The sequence below is a fragment of the Nonomuraea sp. SBT364 genome, from assembly GCF_001083785.1.
GTDB lineage: Bacteria > Actinomycetota > Actinomycetes > Streptosporangiales > Streptosporangiaceae > Nonomuraea.
In genome coordinates this window covers 13,228-28,737 of the sequence record NZ_LAVL01000111.1, presented here as the reverse complement: position 1 = coordinate 28,737, position 15,510 = coordinate 13,228, and the positions used below count along the sequence as shown (strand labels likewise).

15 protein-coding genes are annotated in these 15,510 nt (G+C 73.0%); 6 read left to right on the top strand and 9 right to left on the bottom strand.

Going from position 1 to position 15,510, the window contains the following annotated elements:
* The first annotated feature begins 241 nt into the window (after positions 1–241).
* Positions 242–826, top strand: a complete 585-nt coding sequence (locus tag ADY59_RS33745; RefSeq protein WP_049570971.1) for a DUF1707 and DUF4870 domain-containing protein — start codon at positions 242–244, stop codon at positions 824–826.
* Between the two features lie 506 nt (positions 827–1,332).
* Here the strand turns inward: ADY59_RS33745 and ADY59_RS33740 are convergent.
* The 6 genes from ADY59_RS33740 to ADY59_RS33715 form a co-directional block, all read right to left on the bottom strand.
* Positions 1,333–2,166 carry an NAD(P)H-binding protein gene (locus ADY59_RS33740; protein WP_049570969.1) on the bottom strand — a complete coding sequence of 278 codons (834 nt, stop codon included), beginning with the start codon at positions 2,164–2,166 and terminating at the stop codon, positions 1,333–1,335.
* Positions 2,167–2,261: 95 nt separating this feature from the next.
* A complete protein-coding gene (locus ADY59_RS33735; protein ID WP_049570967.1) occupies positions 2,262–3,479 on the bottom strand; it encodes an aminopeptidase in 1,218 nt (405 codons plus the stop codon).
* Entirely contained in the window at positions 3,476–4,027 is a 552-nt protein-coding gene (locus ADY59_RS33730) for an ArsR/SmtB family transcription factor (RefSeq protein ID WP_049570964.1), read from the bottom strand. The genes ADY59_RS33735 and ADY59_RS33730 overlap by 4 nt, the downstream gene beginning before the upstream one ends.
* 53 nt (positions 4,028–4,080) lie before the next feature.
* Positions 4,081–4,803, bottom strand: a complete 723-nt coding sequence (locus ADY59_RS53525) for a septal ring lytic transglycosylase RlpA family protein (protein ID WP_269433660.1) — start codon at positions 4,801–4,803, stop codon at positions 4,081–4,083.
* 205 nt (positions 4,804–5,008) lie between these two features.
* Positions 5,009–6,535 carry an ATP-dependent DNA ligase gene (locus tag ADY59_RS33720; RefSeq protein ID WP_049570958.1) on the bottom strand — a complete coding sequence of 509 codons (1,527 nt, stop codon included), beginning with the start codon at positions 6,533–6,535 and terminating at the stop codon, positions 5,009–5,011.
* 171 nt (positions 6,536–6,706) lie between these two features.
* Positions 6,707–7,081 (bottom strand): FKBP-type peptidyl-prolyl cis-trans isomerase, encoded by a 375-nt coding sequence (locus ADY59_RS33715; RefSeq protein WP_049570955.1) that lies wholly within the window; start codon positions 7,079–7,081, stop codon positions 6,707–6,709.
* A gap of 67 nt (positions 7,082–7,148) precedes the next feature.
* Here ADY59_RS33715 and ADY59_RS33710 point away from each other — a divergent pair, with 67 nt between their 5' ends.
* A complete protein-coding gene (locus tag ADY59_RS33710; protein ID WP_049570952.1) occupies positions 7,149–7,808 on the top strand; it encodes an SDR family oxidoreductase in 660 nt (219 codons plus the stop codon).
* Between the two features lie 2 nt (positions 7,809–7,810).
* Here ADY59_RS33710 and ADY59_RS33705 read toward each other — a convergent pair whose 3' ends face one another.
* Positions 7,811–9,250: a GuaB1 family IMP dehydrogenase-related protein gene (locus tag ADY59_RS33705; RefSeq protein WP_049570977.1), complete on the bottom strand. Its 1,440-nt coding sequence runs from the start codon at positions 9,248–9,250 to the stop codon at positions 7,811–7,813.
* Between the two features lie 87 nt (positions 9,251–9,337).
* On the opposite strand from ADY59_RS33705, the gene ADY59_RS33700 reads away from it, so the two are divergent.
* Positions 9,338–9,802 (top strand): GyrI-like domain-containing protein, encoded by a 465-nt coding sequence (locus ADY59_RS33700; RefSeq protein WP_231619018.1) that lies wholly within the window; start codon positions 9,338–9,340, stop codon positions 9,800–9,802.
* Here ADY59_RS33700 and ADY59_RS33695 read toward each other — a convergent pair whose 3' ends face one another.
* Positions 9,803–10,330 (bottom strand): TetR/AcrR family transcriptional regulator, encoded by a 528-nt coding sequence (locus tag ADY59_RS33695; protein WP_049570949.1) that lies wholly within the window; start codon positions 10,328–10,330, stop codon positions 9,803–9,805.
* A gap of 92 nt (positions 10,331–10,422) precedes the next feature.
* Between ADY59_RS33695 and ADY59_RS33690 the strand changes: the two genes are divergently transcribed.
* On the top strand, positions 10,423–11,649 hold the full coding sequence (locus tag ADY59_RS33690; RefSeq protein ID WP_049570948.1) for an FAD-dependent monooxygenase: 1,227 nt from the start codon (positions 10,423–10,425) through the stop codon (positions 11,647–11,649).
* A gap of 52 nt (positions 11,650–11,701) precedes the next feature.
* Here ADY59_RS33690 and ADY59_RS33685 read toward each other — a convergent pair whose 3' ends face one another.
* Complete coding sequence (locus ADY59_RS33685; RefSeq protein ID WP_049570946.1) at positions 11,702–12,823, bottom strand: CaiB/BaiF CoA transferase family protein; 1,122 nt, start codon at positions 12,821–12,823, stop codon at positions 11,702–11,704.
* Between the two features lie 123 nt (positions 12,824–12,946).
* On the opposite strand from ADY59_RS33685, the gene ADY59_RS51785 reads away from it, so the two are divergent.
* A complete protein-coding gene (locus ADY59_RS51785; protein WP_053175421.1) occupies positions 12,947–14,479 on the top strand; it encodes a serine/threonine-protein kinase in 1,533 nt (510 codons plus the stop codon).
* On the top strand, positions 14,476–15,459 hold the full coding sequence (locus ADY59_RS33675; protein WP_049570943.1) for an NAD(P)-dependent oxidoreductase: 984 nt from the start codon (positions 14,476–14,478) through the stop codon (positions 15,457–15,459). Before ADY59_RS51785 ends, ADY59_RS33675 begins: the two co-directional genes overlap by 4 nt.
* The last annotated feature ends 51 nt before the right edge of the window (positions 15,460–15,510 follow it).

Sequence of the window (15,510 nt, the reverse complement as noted above, 5' to 3'; positions counted from 1 at the left end):
CTGCGTCACGGCCGTCGTTCGCGGCCATCGGGTGATACCCCGAGGCATCCCCGAGATCCGGGCAGGACAAATGGCTGAGCGTCCCTGAAACCCTGTGCCCGGATCTCGGGGATGCCTCGGGGTATCACCCGATGGCCGCGAACGACGGCCGTGACGCAGTATGTGAGAAGACCGTCAGCGCCGCAGCCGGCAGGCTTCGCCGGCGAGGGGGCGGCGCTACCGAAGGAGAGGCATGGGCGTTATGGCTGGGGTACCGACACCCCCGGGGCAGCTGCCGCCGGCTCATCTGCGTGTCACCAATCAGGACCGTGAGCACGTGGTCGAGCACGTCAAGGCCGCCTACAGCGAGGGGCGGTTCGACAAGTTCGAGTTCGACGAGCGGCTGGAGCGCGCGATGACGGCGCGTACGCACGGCGACCTGATGCCCATCATGACCGAGCTGTACGGCGCCAACGCGGTGCCCCGGCTGGCCGCGCCCCCGCCCATGCCCGCCGCCCGTCCGGAGGCCCCGCCGGAGAGCAACGAGCGTCTCGGCGCCTCCGCCGCCCATCTGCTCTCGCTGGTCGGGTTCCCCATCGTCGGGCCGCTCATCCTGCTGCTGACCGGCGGCAAGACGTCCCCGTACATCCGTCGGCACGCCCTGGAGGCGCTCAACTTCCACCTGACGGTCATGGGGGCGACGTTCCTGCTGCCGTTCACCGTCATCGGCATCGTGCTCCTGCCGTTCATCTGGGTGGGTGCCGTCGTCCTGTCCATCGTGGGCGGTGTCTCGGCCCTGTCGGAGGGCGCCTTCCGCTACCCGCTGACCGTCCGCCTGGTGAAGTGACGCCCTCCCACGAGCCGATCGAACCCGGCCCGCGTCCATCGCGATCCGCACCCTGAGGCATTTGCGAAGTTCGTACCCCGGCGTCCCAGGGGCCGTGGCTTCGCCGGTCCCCCGCGTCCCTGGCCGCAGCGTCCCCGGCCCATCCGCCTCTGGCCACGCGCGTCTCTGGCCGCGCGCGTCTCTGGCCGCCGCGCGCGGTCTCTGGTCCTTCCGTCCTCTCTGGATTTCGGGCGTCGGGCGGTCGGCTTCCAGGTCTCGGGCGCGTCGGGTGTCCGTCCGCTGGGCGTACGCCGCCCCTCCTTCCTGGAGCCTGCGCAGGGCACCCGGGCTTGCCTGGCTGCTGCCCCCATGGCGTTCCAGGGCTCCGGGCCGGGCCACCTGAGGCGTTTCCTGGCCGGGGGCGGCAAAGGCGTGGGCTCGTCGCCGATCGGAGCGCCGCGCGCTGCGGCTCGCATGGCCCGGACGCTGGGACACCAGGATTGCAGGGACGGGGACGGCGCGGCCGGTCAGGTGGCGGTGCGGGGGAAGGCGGCGGCGTGGGACGTAGCCCATTGGCGGAAGGTACGGGCCGGCCGGCCGGTGACGTCGCGGACGTCCGGACGCACCACCGACTCGTCGAGGCTGCCGGTGACGTAGAAGTCGAAGAAGGCGTCGACGTACTCCACCGGCGTGGTCCGCAGCATCTCGGCCCGGGCTTCGTCGTCGGGCTGGGGGCGCAGGGCGAGGTCGCGGCCCAGCACGTCGCCGAGGATGCGCAGCCGGTCGGCGGGCAGCAGCGACTCGGGCCCGGTCGGCTGGTAGACGCGGCCCTCGTGGCCGTCCTCCAGCAGGGCGCGTACCGCCACGGCGGCGATGTCGGCCGGGTCGACGACCGCCTGACGCACGCCGGCGAACGGCGCCCGTACGACGTCGCCGACGGCGAGCTGAGGCAGCCACTGGAAGGCGTTGGACATGAACGCGCCGGGCCGCAGGAAGGTCCATGCCAGCCCGGACTCGCGTACGGCGCGCTCCGACTCGGCCATGTAGCGGGAGATGGCGTTGGACGGGTCGCCGTCCGCCGAGCCGCCCGACAGCAGCACCACGCGCCCGGCGCCGGCCTCGCGCGCGGCGGCCAGCAGGGCGGGCGTGCCGGGGTAGCCGGGCAGCAGGAAGAGCGCCCGGACACCGGCGAGCGCGGGGCGCAGGGACTCCGGCTCGTTCAGGTCGCCGGTGACGTACTCCACGCCGGGCTCGGGTGCCCGCTGGGAGCGGGTCACCGCACGTACCGGGGCGCCCGCCGAGGACAGGGCGCGCACCACCTCGCCACCCACGTTGCCCGTGGCGCCGGTCACCAGAATCATCAGTGTCTCCTCAGGTCAGGTCTGCGGGACATCCTGGTACGGAGACTCCCCAAAGATCCAATACCTGCTGGGATAGCCGTCGGCTATGGGGGCCGTCACACCTGCCACTCGTCGTCGCGCAGCAGCTCGATCGTGGTGCCGTCGTGGCCGATCCCGGTGACGGTGACGTCGGGGCCGCCCACCATGAAGTCGACGTGCACTGCCGAGACGTTGACGCCGGCCGCCGCGCGCGCGTCGGAGTCGAGGGCGCGCAGGCGGGCGGGCACACCGGGCGGCAGTCCGGCGCCCCAGGCCAGGTGGCAGGTGGCGTTCTCGTCCAGCAGCGTCTCGAGGTAGGTGATGCCTGATCGGCCGACGGGGGAGGAGCCGTCCACGAGCGCCAGCTCGCCCAGCCTGGCCGCGCCGGGGTCGGTGGCCTGGTGGGTGCGCACCACGTCCGCGCCGGAGGCGGCGCGCACCTCGGTCACGACGCCGCCGGTGAAGGTCAGCTCCAGGTCGCGGATGACGCTCCCGTTGAGCGCGAGCGGCCGCGTCGAGCGTACGGTGCCCGACACGCGGCGGTGGTCGGGCGTGGTGAACACCTCCTCGGTGGGGAGGTTGGCCTGGAAAGCGTGTCCGTCGACCGATTCGAGCTGGGCCGCGGTCCAGTGGGCGTCCGGCAGCAGGCCGACGGTCAGGTCCGTGCCGGGGCCCTCGAAGCGTACGGCGTCCAGGCGCAGGGAGTTCAGCGTCTCGGCACGGGCGAGCAGCTCGGCGATGCGTTGCCGCCAGGCGGCGACCGGGTCGGGACGGTCGAGGCGCAGGATGGGACGCAGGCACTCCCAGAGGCGGGCCTCGTCCGGCTCACCGAAGATCGCGCGGGCCCATTCGGCGGTCGGGCACGGCACTATGGCCCACCGCACCAGGTTCTCCAGCTGCAGCCGCTGCCGGGAGGTCAGGTACGGCATGCGGTCCAGGCCGGCGCGGACCTGGTCCTGCCCGGCGAGCAGGTCCGGGGCCGCGAGGCCGCGCAGGTTGACCAGCACGCCGCAGTGCCGGGCCAGCTCCTCGTTGCGCGCGTCCAGCCAGGCCGGGACTTCGCCCAGCGTGGCCTCGTCCGCGTGCCGGACGCGGGAGCGCCTGGCGTACGGGTCGAAGTACCAGATGTCGACATAGCGGGCACCGCGGGCGTAGGCGGCCTCGGTCAGGGCCCTGGCCAGCGGGGCGTGCTCGATCTCGGCGTTGATCAGCACCCGGTCGCCGGCCACGATCGGCACGGCGACGTCGAAGACCACATCGGCATAGCGGGACAGCTCGGCGGCGGGAACGGTCATGGCGTGCTCCTGGGGGGTTCGGCGGGGTTGTCGCCCGGGAGTTCGAGGAGCAGCGCGGTCATGCTGACCTTGACCCTGTCGCCGGAGCGGGGCGGGCCCGCCTTGCCGTGCACCAGGGCGACGGCCTGGTCGATCAGGCCCACGGCCTCCTCCCAGACCGCTCTGTCCAGCCATACTTCGGCGTCCATGGACAGGCGCTGCTCGGTGGCCTCGGCGAGACGCCGGGCCAGGTCGGCGCTCAGCGCCTCGTGGAGGAGAAGGCGGCCGTCCGCGCGGTCCAGCCGGGTGGCGCTGGAGGCGTCGTAGCGGTAGCGGCGCGGGGGCCGCCCCTTGCCCTCCCTTGGCGGCTGCTCGTCCACCGGCTCCAGGAACCCGGCGTCGGCCAGCTGGCGCAGGTGGTAGCTGGCCGAGGCGTGCGCGATACCGAGCTCTTCCGCGACCTCGGCGGCCGACAGTGAAGCGCCCGTGAGCAGGGACACGATCCGGATCCGGAGCGGGTTGGCCAGGGCTCGCAGCGGTACGAGGCCCGGGTCTTTTTCCCAAGACATGTTGGGATTATGGCATTTCCCAACATGTCTTGGGAATATGCGCCTCGTATCTGTCAGCGGGCGAGAACCTCGTACCTGACGCGCATGTGGCCGGCGTTGGTGTTGCCGATCTTGGCGAAGGCGGCGCGGGAGAGGTCCAGACAGCGGCCGCCGATGTAGGGGCCGCGGTCGTTGATGCGCACCGTCACGGACTCGCCGCTGGACGGGTTCGTCACGCGGACCTTGCTGCCGAGCTTCAGCGTCTTGTGGGCGGCCGTCATGGCCGACGGGTCGAAGCGCTCGCCGCTGGCGGTCATCTGCGGCTCGTCGTAGAAGGACGCGCCGCACGATCCCGAGGAGACGACCCGGGGCTTGGCCGGCTTCGAAGCCGACGCCTTGGCGGAAGGGGCCGGCTTGGAACGGTCGGCGGGCGCGGTGGTGCCGCTGCTCCCGCCGGGTACGGGTGCGTCCGTCGAGCTGGGTACGGGTGCGTCCGTCGAGCTGGGTACGGGTGCGTCCGTCGAGCTGGGTACGGGTGAGCCGGGTGAGGGGGCGGCCGTTGAGCCGGGTGCTGCAGCGGGTGCGCCGGCCGGTGCCGCGCCGGCTGCCGGTGGGAGGGGGCGGTCGGCGGGGGAGAGGGCGCTGGGCTGCTTGTGGGTGTCCTCGTGGGAGACCGCGGCCCAGGCGGTGGTGGAGGCGGCGGCGATGACGGCCGCTCCTGCCGCGACGGTCAGCCAGCGGCGCCTGGCGGGGGACGTACGGCTCGGCGGGTTCGGCGGGACGGAGTGCTGGCCCAAGGTAAACCACGGTCCTTGTCGGGGGAAGGGGCAGGGAAAGGCCAGAACCGGGACAGGTGGGGGCGCGCGTCGGCCGATCCGCAGGCGGGGAGGGGGACGCCCCGCGACGTGGACGAACATACGCGACAAACAACAGGCAAAGGCAACCTAATGCCTGATTAAGTGACGTAAGTCACTGAAATGGGCATAAATCAGCCCAAAACGGTCAGATCATGAGCGAGCGGACCGTCTCCACCGTGTCGGCGTCCGAGGCGTGCTTGTCGAGGCGGTAGCGCAGCACGCGCGCGAAGCGCAGCGCCATGCCGCCCGGGTAGCGCGGCGAGCGCTGGACGCCGTCGAAGGCGATCTCCACCACCAGCTCCGGCCGGAGGGTGACCGTCCACTCGTCGGCGGGGCCGTCGGCCAGCTCCAGGAAGCGCTCGGTCTGCCAGGCGAGCAGCTCGTCGGTCAGGCCCTTGAAGGTCTTGCCGAGCATGACGAAGCCGCCCGTCTCCGGGTCGCGGGCGCCCAGGTGGAGGTTGGACAGCTTGCCCTCGCGCCGGCCGTGCCCCCATTCGGCGGCCAGGACCACCAGGTCGAGCGTGTGCCTGGGCTTGACCTTGATCCAGCCCGCGCCCCGGCGGCCGGCGGCGTAGGGGGAGGTGAGGGACTTGACGACCAGGCCCTCGTGCCCGGCCCTGACCACGTCGGTGAAGAACTTCTCCGCCTCGGCCGGGTCGGAGGTGACCAGGCGCGGCGTCAGCAGGCCCGGCGGCACGGTGCGCGCCAGCGCCTCCTGACGCTCGGAGTAGGGCAGGTCGAGCAGGTCGGCGCCGCCCACCCGGAGCGCGTCGAAGAAGAACACGTGCAGCGGCGTCTCTTCGCGCAGCCTGGCCACGTTGGTGCGGCTGCTGGTGCGCGCGGCCGTCACCTGGAACGGGTGCGGCCGGCCGTCGGGACGCAGCGCGATCACCTCGCCGTCGAGCACCAGGTCGTCGGCGGGCAGACCGAGCACGGCCTCGGCCAGCTCGGGCACCTGCGCGGTGATGTCGTCGAGAGTGCGGGTGAACACCCGGACGTCGCCCCCCGAGCGGTGCGCCTGAACGCGGATGCCGTCGAGCTTCCACTCCAGCGCGGCCGGGGTGCGGGCCTTCTCCAGGGCGGCGGCGACGTTGGGCGCGCTGCCCGCGAGCATCGGCGAGACGGGCCGGCCGACCTCCAGCCGGAACTCGCGCAGCTGCGCCACGCCGCCGGCCAGCGCGGCCGCGCCCACGGCGGGCAGCCAGCCGCGCAGGGTCAAGGCCCGGCGCACGTCGGCGGAGGGCGCTCCGGACGCCTTGGCGACCGCCTCGATCATCACGCCGTCGAGCGCGCCCTGGCGCAGCTCGCCGCTGAGCAGCTTGAGCATGAACGCCTGCTCCTGGCTCGTCAGCCCCGCGAACAGCTCGCCGACCAGCGCCTTGCGGGCCGCCTGGGAGCCCTGGCCGGAGACGGCCTTGATCCGGGTGAGCAGGGCGTCGACGCCGGTGAGGGTCGCGGTGGCGGCCAGCTTGGGGCCGGGCAGCTCCTGCAGGGTGCGCCAGCCCACGCCGATCTGACGCTGCGGCAGCTCGCCCGACAGGTAGGCGATGGCGATCTCCGCCTCGCCGGGGCCGACCCGGCCGAGCAGCTCGGCCAGGTGGCCGATCTTGCCGAGCCGCGCGGAGGTGCGCGTCACGGCCTCCGACACCCGGACCACGTCGATCAATAGCACACCGCTATCGTGCCTCACCCGGCCGACAAAATCCGCTGCTGACGGCCCCGAATACGCGACCGGCGCAGGAGCGGCCCCGGAGGCCACCCCTGCGCCGGTCGGACGCACGATGCGGACGCACGACCAGACGCACGGCCGGGCGCACGGTCAGTCACGCGGTCGGGCGTGCGGTCAGCGAACGCCGAGGAGGTCGACGACGAAGATCAGGGTCTCGCCGCCCTTGATCCGCGGGCCCGCGCCGGCGGCGCCGTAGCCGAGGTGCGGCGGGATGACGAGCTTGCGCCGGCCGCCGACCTTCATGCCCGCCACGCCCTGGTCCCAGCCCGCGATGACGCGGCCGCCGCCGAGCGGGAACTCGAACGCCTGGCCGCGGTTCCACGACGCGTCGAACTCCTCACCGCTGGAGAAGGCGACGCCCACGTAGTGGACGCTGACGTTGTGACCCGGCTTGGCCTCGGGGCCGTCCCCCACGGTGATGTCCTCGATCTCCAGGTCGGCAGGCGGGTCGCCCGCCGGGAAGTCGATCTCCGGCTTCTCGAGTGCCACGAAGTGCTCCTGTTGACGATGGGAATGAACCCGACGACTCTATGCCGTCGGGATATCGTCATCGTCCATGACCGCCCTTTCTCCCGACGCGATCCTGCTGTCCGGGCGCGTCGCCGTGGTCACCGGGGCAGCCGGCGGGAGCGGGCGGGTGATCGCGGGGGCGTTCGCCGCGTTCGGCGCCCACGTGGCGGCGTGCGACCGCGACAAGCCGCAGGGCGAGCCGGCGATGACGCTGGACGTGCGCGACCCGGTGGCGTCCGATGTGTTCGCGCGAGCCGTCGAGGAGCGGTGGGGCCGCGTGGACGTGCTGGTCAACGCCGGGGGAGAGCTGGTGAACGCCCAGGGAGGGACGGTCAGCGCCGGGGCAGAGACGGTCAGCGCCGGGGGAGAGACGGCGGTGCCCGTCACGTTCGGCGGGCTTTCCGAACGTGACGGGCGCAGGCTGATCGACGAGGGGTTCACGCGGGTCACCGGCATGGTCCGGCGCATGCTGCCGCTGATGGGCGCGGGCGCGTCGATCATCAACGTGGTCCACGGCGACGGCCCGGTGCGCGCGATGGTGGAGAGCCTGACCAGGTCGCTGGCGGCGGAGCTGCGCCCGCGCGGCATCCGCGTCAACGCGCTCGCCCTGGAGTCGGCCGCCGCCGGGGCGGCGGGCCCGGCCGTCTTCCTGGCGGGCCCGCTGTCGGCCGCCGTCACCGGCGTCACCTTGAGTGTCGGCGGCTGACGTCACCAGCTCTGGTGCAGCGGCATCCCCTCCGCGTAACCCGAGGAGCTCTGGACGCCGACCACGGCCTGCTCGTGGAACTCCTCCAGGGTGCCCGCCCCCGCGTACGTGCACGAGGAGCGCAGCCCGGCCACGATGGCGTCGATCTGGTCCTCCACGCTGGGCCGCCGCGGGTCCAGGTACATCCGCGAGGTCGAGATGCCCTCCTCGAACAGCGCCTTCCTGGCCCGGTCGAACGCGCTGTCCTCGGCGGTGCGCAGCCGGACGGCGCGCGCCGAGGCCATGCCGAAGTTCTCCTTGTAGCGGCGGCCGTCGGCGTCGGTGCGGGCGTCGCCGGGCGACTCGTAGGTGCCGGCGAACCACGAGCCGATCATCACGTTGGCGGCCCCGGCGGCCAGTGCGAGCGCCACGTCACGCGGGTGGCGGACGCCGCCGTCGGCCCAGACGTGCCGTCCCAGCCGGCGTGCCTCGGCCGAGCACTCGCGCACGGCGGAGAACTGCGGCCGGCCGACGCCGGTCATCATGCGCGTGGTGCACATGGCGCCCGGCCCGACGCCGACCTTGACGATGTCGGCGCCCGCGTCCACCAGGTCGCGCACCCCGGATGCGGTCACCACGTTGCCGGCCGCGACGGGGACGCCCGGCTCGAGCGCCCGCACGGCCCGCAGCGCGGAGATCATCTTCTCCTGGTGCCCGTGCGCGGTGTCGACGACCAGGCAGTCGACCCCGGCCTCCAGCAGCTCCTTGGCCTTGGCCGCGACGTCGCCGTTGACGCCGACGGCGGCGGCGACGCGCAGCCGCCCCGAGGCGTCCACGGCGGGCTGGTACAGGGTGGCGCGCAGCGCGCCGGTGCGGGTCAGGATGCCGACGAGGCGGCCCTCGGGGTCGACGATGGGAGCCAGCCGGTGCCGTCCGTCGTGCAGCCGGTCGAAGGCCGTGCGCGGGTCCAGCCCGGCGGGCAGTGTCAGCAGCTCGCTCGACATGACCTGGGAGAGCTGCGTGAACATGTCCACGCCCTGGCAGTCGGCCTCGGTCACCACGCCGACGGGCCGGTTCTCCCAGTCGACGACGATGACGGCGTTGTGCGCCCGTTTGGGCAGCAGCTGGAGCGCGTCGCCGACGGTGTCGTGCGCGGTCAGGGTGAGGGGGGTGTCGTGCACGAGGTCGCGCTTCTTGACCCAGTCGACGACGTCGGCCACCACGTCGAAGGGGATGTCCTGGGGGATCACGGCGATGCCGCCGCGACGGGCGATGGTCTCGGCCATCCGGCGGCCGGCCACCGCGGTCATGTTCGCCACGACGACCGGGATCGTGGTGCCGGTCCCGTCGTGCGTCGACAGGTCGACCGCCAGACGGGAGTTGACCGAGGAACGCGACGGCACCATGAAGACGTCGCTGTAGGTCAGGTCGTGCTGCGGCTCCATGCCGTTGAGAAATTTCACGTTCATCCATCTTATGAGGTAACGGGTCCTATCTAGGGAATTCCCCCTTTGGCGTGGGCTTATGATCGGCGCGGACACTTCTGGGGGATGGAGATGCGTGTGGACGTCACCAACAGGGACGAGATGCTCGTCGTGGGCTTCGCCGTACGCACCACGAACGCCGACGAGATGGACCCCGCGCGGGCCAAGCTGCCCGCACTGTGGCATCGGGCGGGAGCGCCCGGCGCGTTCGCGCATGTGCCCGGCCGGGTGGACGAGAACCTGTACGCGGTGCTGACCGACTACGAGAGCGACCACCACGGCGCCTACACGCAGATCGTCGGCACCGCGGTCCGCACGGTGCCGCGGCTGCCGGAGGGCATGGTCGCGGTGCGGGTGCCGGCGGCGCAGTCGCTGCTGGTGGAGGCGCGCGGCCCGATGCCGCAGGCGATCCTGGAGGCCTGGCAGCGGGTGTGGAAGCACACCGAGAACGGCGGCACGCCCGCCCGATCCTTCGGCACCGACCTGGAGGTGCACCACCCCGGCGGCGCCGACCTCTACGTAGCGGTCTGACTAGGGAAGGCCGAGCGCCGCGGCCGCGGCCTCGACGGCGACGGGCTTGACCTCGTCGAGGGCCAGATGGGCGTACTCGACCGCGCAGTCGGACATCCCGCCCAGCCCAACCGTGGCCCGGATCTGCTCGGCCACGGTGAGCTCGTCGCCGAGCAGCAGGGCGATCAGCCTCCGCCGCCAGGCGAACATCCGCTCGCCGAGGTCGAGGTAGGACAGCGTGGTCAGCTCGCGCACCATCATGGCGATGACCTCGCGGTGCCGCCAGACCAGGTCGAAGTAGTCCTCAAGGAGCTCGCGGGCGTCGCCGGGCTCGCGGCCCGCGACGAACCGCTCCACGTCGTCGATCATCGGCTGGATGATGCTGCGGACCAGGTCGTCGCGTGAGGAGAAGTGGTAGTAGAGGGCAGGCTTGGTGATGCCCAGCCTCTCGGAGATCTGGCGCAGGCTCGTCTGCTGGATGCCCTGGCGCGCGAACAGCTCGCGTGCCACGGCCTGGATGCGGGTCTTGGTGTCGCTGGGCCTGGCCATGGATCACAGCGTAATCCTTACCTGTCGTTAAGTAAGTCCTTGTGCCTCCTGGGCTGCGTGGCTTACCATCCGTTAAGTAAGGAGGTGCTGCCATGCGTGTACTCATCTCCGGCGCCAGCGTCGCCGGACCCGCACTGGCCTACTGGCTCACCCGATACGGCTTCGACGTCACCGTCGTGGAGCGCGCCCCCGCGCTGCGCAAGGCGGGCGGGCACGCGGTCGACCTGTTCAGGCCCGCCATGGACATCGCCGAGCGGATGGGCGTCCTGGACCGGATCCACGCCATGAAGACCGGGACCCAGCGGCTGACCGTCTACACCGAGGGCCACGACCGGCCGGTGGAGGTCGAGCTGCGCAAGGTGATGGCCGGGGTCTCGGACCGGCACGCCGAGATCATGCGTGACGACCTGAGCGAGATCTTCCACGACGCCACCCGCGACGACGCCGAGTACGTCTTCGACGACTCCATCACGGCGATCTCCGGGGACGGCGAGGTGACGTTCGAGCGCGGCCCGGCCAGGCGGTTCGACCTGGTCGTCGGCGCCGACGGCCTGCACTCCAACGTGCGCCGCCTGGTCTTCGGCCCGGAGTCCGGCTTCTCCGCCTGGATCGGCGCCTACCTGGCCGTCGCGTCCGTGCCCAACTTCCTCGGCCTGGACGCCCGGGTGGAGGGCCTGACCGGCGTCGGGCGGATGACGGCGATGTACGGCGCGGCCCACCTGCCCGACGCGCGCGCCCTGTTCATGTTCCGCCCGGCGCGGCCGCTCGACTACCACTACCGCGACGTGCCCCGACAGAAGGAGCTGCTGCGCGAGCACTTCGCCGGCTTCGGCTGGCATGCGCCCCGGCTGCTGGCCGAGCTCGACGCCACCCCGGCCTTCTACTTCGACTCGGTCACCCAGCTACGCCTGGACTCCTGGTCGCGCGGGCGCGTCACGCTGGTCGGCGACGCCGGCTACTGTCCAGGCCCCGCCGTCGGCGGCAGCACGAGCCTGGCCGTCGTGGGCGCGTACGTCCTGGCGGGCGAGCTCGCCGCGGCCGGCGGCGACCCCGTGCGGGCCTTCCCCGCCTACGAGGCCGAACTCGGCGCCTACGTGCGCCGCAGCCGCGCGTTCGCCGTGTCGGCGGCCGGGAAGCTGGTGCCGGGCAGCGGCGCCGCCCTGTGGGCGCTGCGCGGGGCCATGGGGCTGGTCGGCCGTCTGCCCGCGGGGCTGACCAGGGCCGTGTCCAAGCTCGGCGCCAGGGGGGTCAGGCTGCACGACGAGATCGTGCTCAAGGACTACGCCGCCCACGAGGTCCGTACGGCGACGCGCCCGTGAGCACCGATCAGCACCGATCACCGCCGATCAGCGCCGATGCGCACGCGCACTGTCAGGCCAGCACGCCCTGCGCGCGCAGTTTGGCGGCCGCCTCGGCGTTGATCCCCCACGCGGACAGGTCGTCGAGCCGGGTGGCGGGTGACAGGTCGGGGGCGGGCGCGCCGAGCAGGCGCGGCGCGGGCGCCGGCTGGCTGAGGCCGCCGACCTCGACGAAGCCGCCCCGGGCCACGTTGTGCGGGTGGCCGGGCGCCTCCGGCATCGACAGCACCGGCGAGACGCAGGCGTCCGAGCCGTCGAACACGGCCTCCCACTCGGCCCGCGTCCGCGTCCGGAACTCGGCGGCCAGCCGCTCCCGCAGCGCGGGCCACTGTGCCCGGTCGTCGCGGTCGGGCAGGTCCGTCAGGCCCATGAGCCGCACCATCGTGTCCCAGAACTGCGGCTCCAGCGCGCCCACCGCCATGTGCTCGCCGTCGGCGGTCTCGTAGGTGTCGTACATGGGGGCGCCGGTGTCGAGCAGGTTCGTGCCGCGCGGCCCCCAGAAGCCGCCACGCACCCCCTGGTAGAACATCGCGAACAGGATCGACGCGCCGTCGACCATGGCGGCGTCGATCACCTTGCCCTGGCCGGTGCGCTCGCGTTCGAACAGGGCCAGCAGCACGCCGTAGGCGAGCATGAGACCCCCGCCGGCGAAGTCGCCCAGGATGTTGATCGGCGGGGTGGGCCGGTCGCCCTCGCGGCCCAGCATGGACAGGACGCCGGAGATCGCGATGTAGTCGATGTCGTGCCCGGCGGTCGGCGCCAGCGGGCCGTCCTGGCCCCAGCCGGTCATCCGGCCGTAGACGAGGCGCTCGTTGACCGCGTGCAGGTCGTCCGGGCCGATGCCGAGCCGCTCGGCGACGCCCGGCCGGAACACCTCGATGACCACGTCGGCGGCGCGCGCCAGGTCCTTGAACGCGGCCACCCCGTCGGGCGACTTCAGGTCCAGGCCGATCGTGCGCTTGCCCCGGTCCATCACGTCGGTCCTGGGCCGGTCGGAGACCGCGCGGACCCGGTCCACGCGCAGCACCTCGGCGCCGTGGTCGGCGAGCATCATCCCGGCGAAGGGCCCCGGCGCGAGCCCGGCCAGCTCCAGCACCCGGACTCCGGACAGCGGGCCCTGGCGTCCCTCGGTCATCGGCATCCCCCTAGTAGAACAACATTCGGTGAGTCGTGGCAAGACGCTCGCCGGACAGGCCATCAGACGCCTGTGAGGTATGGGAAACTTGCCCACTATTCGGGTGGTCTACAGGGGTAGGACATGGATTCGGAGAGCAGCGAGCTGATCGCCAAGCGCTACAGGTTGACGCGCGAGCTCGGCCGCGGGGGCATGGGCGTGGTCTGGGAGGGCCGGGACACGCTGCTCAACCGGCCATGCGCGATCAAGGAGGTCGTGCTGCCCGACGGCCTGCCCAAGGCCGCGCGGGACCGCCTGCTGGTCCGCACCGCGCGCGAGGCGCGCACGGCGGCCAAGCTCAACCACCCGTCCGTCGTGGCGATCTACGACGTGGTGGAGGAGGACGGCCGGCCCTGGATCATCATGGAACTGGTGCCCGCCCCCTCGGTCGAGCAGGTCGTGGCCACCTCCGGCGCGCTGCCCGTGCGCGAGGCGGCCGACGTGGGCCGGCAGGTGCTGTCCGCGCTGTGCGCCGCGCACGAGCTGGGCATCCTGCACCGCGACGTCAAGCCGGGCAACATCCTGCTGACCGACGAGGGCCGGGCGGTGCTGACCGACTTCGGCATCGCCACCGCCGAGGGCGACTCCTCGCTGACCAGCACCGGCATGGTGACCGGCTCGCCGAGCTTCCTGGCCCCGGAACGGGTCCGCGCCGCCGAGGCCGGACCCGCCTCCGACCTGTGGTCGCTGGGCGCCACCCTGTACGCCACGATGCTCGGCCGCTCGCCGTTCGAGCGGGGCGAGCCCATGGCCACGCTCAACGCGCTGCTCAACGAGGAGCCGGACTACCGCAGGATCCCGCCGGCCATGCACCCCGTGCTCAAGGGGCTGCTGCGCAAGGAGCCGGAGGAGCGGCTGACCGCCGGGGAGGCCGACGGGCTGCTCGCCGCCATCGGCGCGGCCCGGCCCGCGCACGCCGACCAGCACGTCCCGGACAAGAAGCCCGGCCGCTCGAACCGTACGCTCATCGCGGCCGCCACCGCGGCGGTCGTGATCGTCGCGGCGGGCACGGTCACTTACCTGCGCGCTTCCGCCCCGGCCGAGGTCACGCCGAGGCAGGTGGCGCACGCGGCCGCGACGAGCCCGCTGCCGAGCCCGCCGCCGTCCACGCCGGCGCCGGCCGTCACCGCCACGCCGACCCCGACGCCCACGCTCACCAGGACGCGGCGGCCGGTCCGGGTCTACCTGTCGCGCGACGGCTGGTCGATCAGGCGGCCCACCGGCTGGCGGGGCGCCCTCGGCGAGTCCTTCACCGAGTGGACCCGCCGCGACCGGGCCGGCCACCTGGGCGTCGAGGCCGTCTACGCCAAGCTCGACCCGCACGAGCTCCTGCGCGACGCCGAGGCGGTCTTCCGGCAGAACGGCGGCGACGTGCGCGACCTGGGCCGCAGGACCGTCACGCACCAGGGGACCAAGGCCGTGGAGTGGGAGTTCACCTGGACCGCCGGGGAGGGCACCCCGTGGGCCGCCCCGGGCACCCGCTACCGGGAGGTGCGGCGCGCGCTGGCCGTCGGCGACACCGCCTACATCCTGTCCTGGACGTTCGACGAGTCGCAGTGGCGGCGCAACACCCGCCTGATGCGCCAGGTGATCGGGAGCTTTACCGTAGGCGCATGACCCCGTGGAACCTCCTGGCACTTCCGCCCCTGCCCGAGGAGCTCATCCGCAAGATGCTCGCGCCGCTCGGCGAGCGGGTGTCGGTGCGCGCGCCCGCCGGGCGCGACCGTGACGCGCTGCTGGCCGCGCTGGCGGGCGCGGAGATCGTGCTCGGCGACTGGACGGGCGAGCTCACGCTCGACGCCGCGGCGGTGGCGGCCGCGCCGCGGCTGGCGTTCCTGCAACAGCCGTCCGTGGGCGTCGACGGCCACGACCTCGCCGCGCTGGCCGGGGCCGGCGTGCCGGTGGCCAACACGGCGGGCGTCAGCGCGACCGCCGTCGCGGAGTGGTGCCTCGCCGTCGCGCTGGCGCTGTCGCGCAAGCTCGCCGAGGCCGACGCCGCCGTCCGCGCCGGCGAGTGGCCGCAGCAGGCCCTGCGGCCGCGCGAGCTGAGCGGCCGTACGGTCGGCGTCGTCGGCTACGGCCCCATCGGCGCGGCCTGCGCCGGGCTGTTCCGGTCGCTCGGCTGCCAGGTGTCCTACTGGACGCGCACGCCCCGCGACGAGCCGGGCTACCGCGACCTGGAGCCGCTCCTGGACTCCAGCGACGTGGTGGTCGTGGTGATCGCGCTGTCGGAGGAGACCCGCGGCCTGATCGACCCCCGGCGGCTGCGGCCGGGCACGCTGCTGGTCAACGCGGCCAGGGGCGGGGTGGTCGACCAGGACGGGCTGGTGGCCGCGCTGCGCGAGGGCCGGCTCGGCGGCGCCGCGCTCGACGTCTTCGACACCGAGCCGCTGCCGCCCGGCGATCCGCTGCGAGAGCTGCCCGGCGTGCTGCTGTCGCCGCACGTGGCCGGGGTCACCACCGAGGCCACCGGGCGGCTGCTCACGGCCACGATGGACAATCTCACCGCCGCGCTCGACGGGCGGGCGGTGGCCCACGTGGTGAACGGCGTTTCTCCGATGATCCGCAGGAAATTCGTGGATTCGCCTGTCTTGTAGGGTTTCGAGCTGACACGATGAAGAGTTTTCGTGCGTTTAACGACCCCGGTC

What these genes read in the sequence shown, in the direction of transcription:
- ADY59_RS33700 (WP_231619018.1), top strand. Translation starts at nt 9,338, where the DNA reads ATGGAGATGCGTGTGGACGTCACCAACAGGGACGAGATGCTCGTCGTG.
- ADY59_RS33690 (WP_049570948.1), top strand. Translation starts at nt 10,423, where the DNA reads ATGCGTGTACTCATCTCCGGCGCCAGCGTCGCCGGACCCGCACTGGCC.
- ADY59_RS33735 (WP_049570967.1), bottom strand. Translation starts at nt 3,479, where the DNA reads ATGACCGTTCCCGCCGCCGAGCTGTCCCGCTATGCCGATGTGGTCTTC.
- ADY59_RS33740 (WP_049570969.1), bottom strand. Translation starts at nt 2,166, where the DNA reads ATGATTCTGGTGACCGGCGCCACGGGCAACGTGGGTGGCGAGGTGGTG.
- ADY59_RS51785 (WP_053175421.1), top strand. Translation starts at nt 12,947, where the DNA reads ATGGATTCGGAGAGCAGCGAGCTGATCGCCAAGCGCTACAGGTTGACG.
- ADY59_RS33710 (WP_049570952.1), top strand. Translation starts at nt 7,149, where the DNA reads ATGACCGCCCTTTCTCCCGACGCGATCCTGCTGTCCGGGCGCGTCGCC.
- ADY59_RS33745 (WP_049570971.1), top strand. Translation starts at nt 242, where the DNA reads ATGGCTGGGGTACCGACACCCCCGGGGCAGCTGCCGCCGGCTCATCTG.
- ADY59_RS33730 (WP_049570964.1), bottom strand. Translation starts at nt 4,027, where the DNA reads ATGTCTTGGGAAAAAGACCCGGGCCTCGTACCGCTGCGAGCCCTGGCC.
- ADY59_RS33695 (WP_049570949.1), bottom strand. Translation starts at nt 10,330, where the DNA reads ATGGCCAGGCCCAGCGACACCAAGACCCGCATCCAGGCCGTGGCACGC.
- ADY59_RS33685 (WP_049570946.1), bottom strand. Translation starts at nt 12,823, where the DNA reads ATGACCGAGGGACGCCAGGGCCCGCTGTCCGGAGTCCGGGTGCTGGAG.
- ADY59_RS33675 (WP_049570943.1), top strand. Translation starts at nt 14,476, where the DNA reads ATGACCCCGTGGAACCTCCTGGCACTTCCGCCCCTGCCCGAGGAGCTC.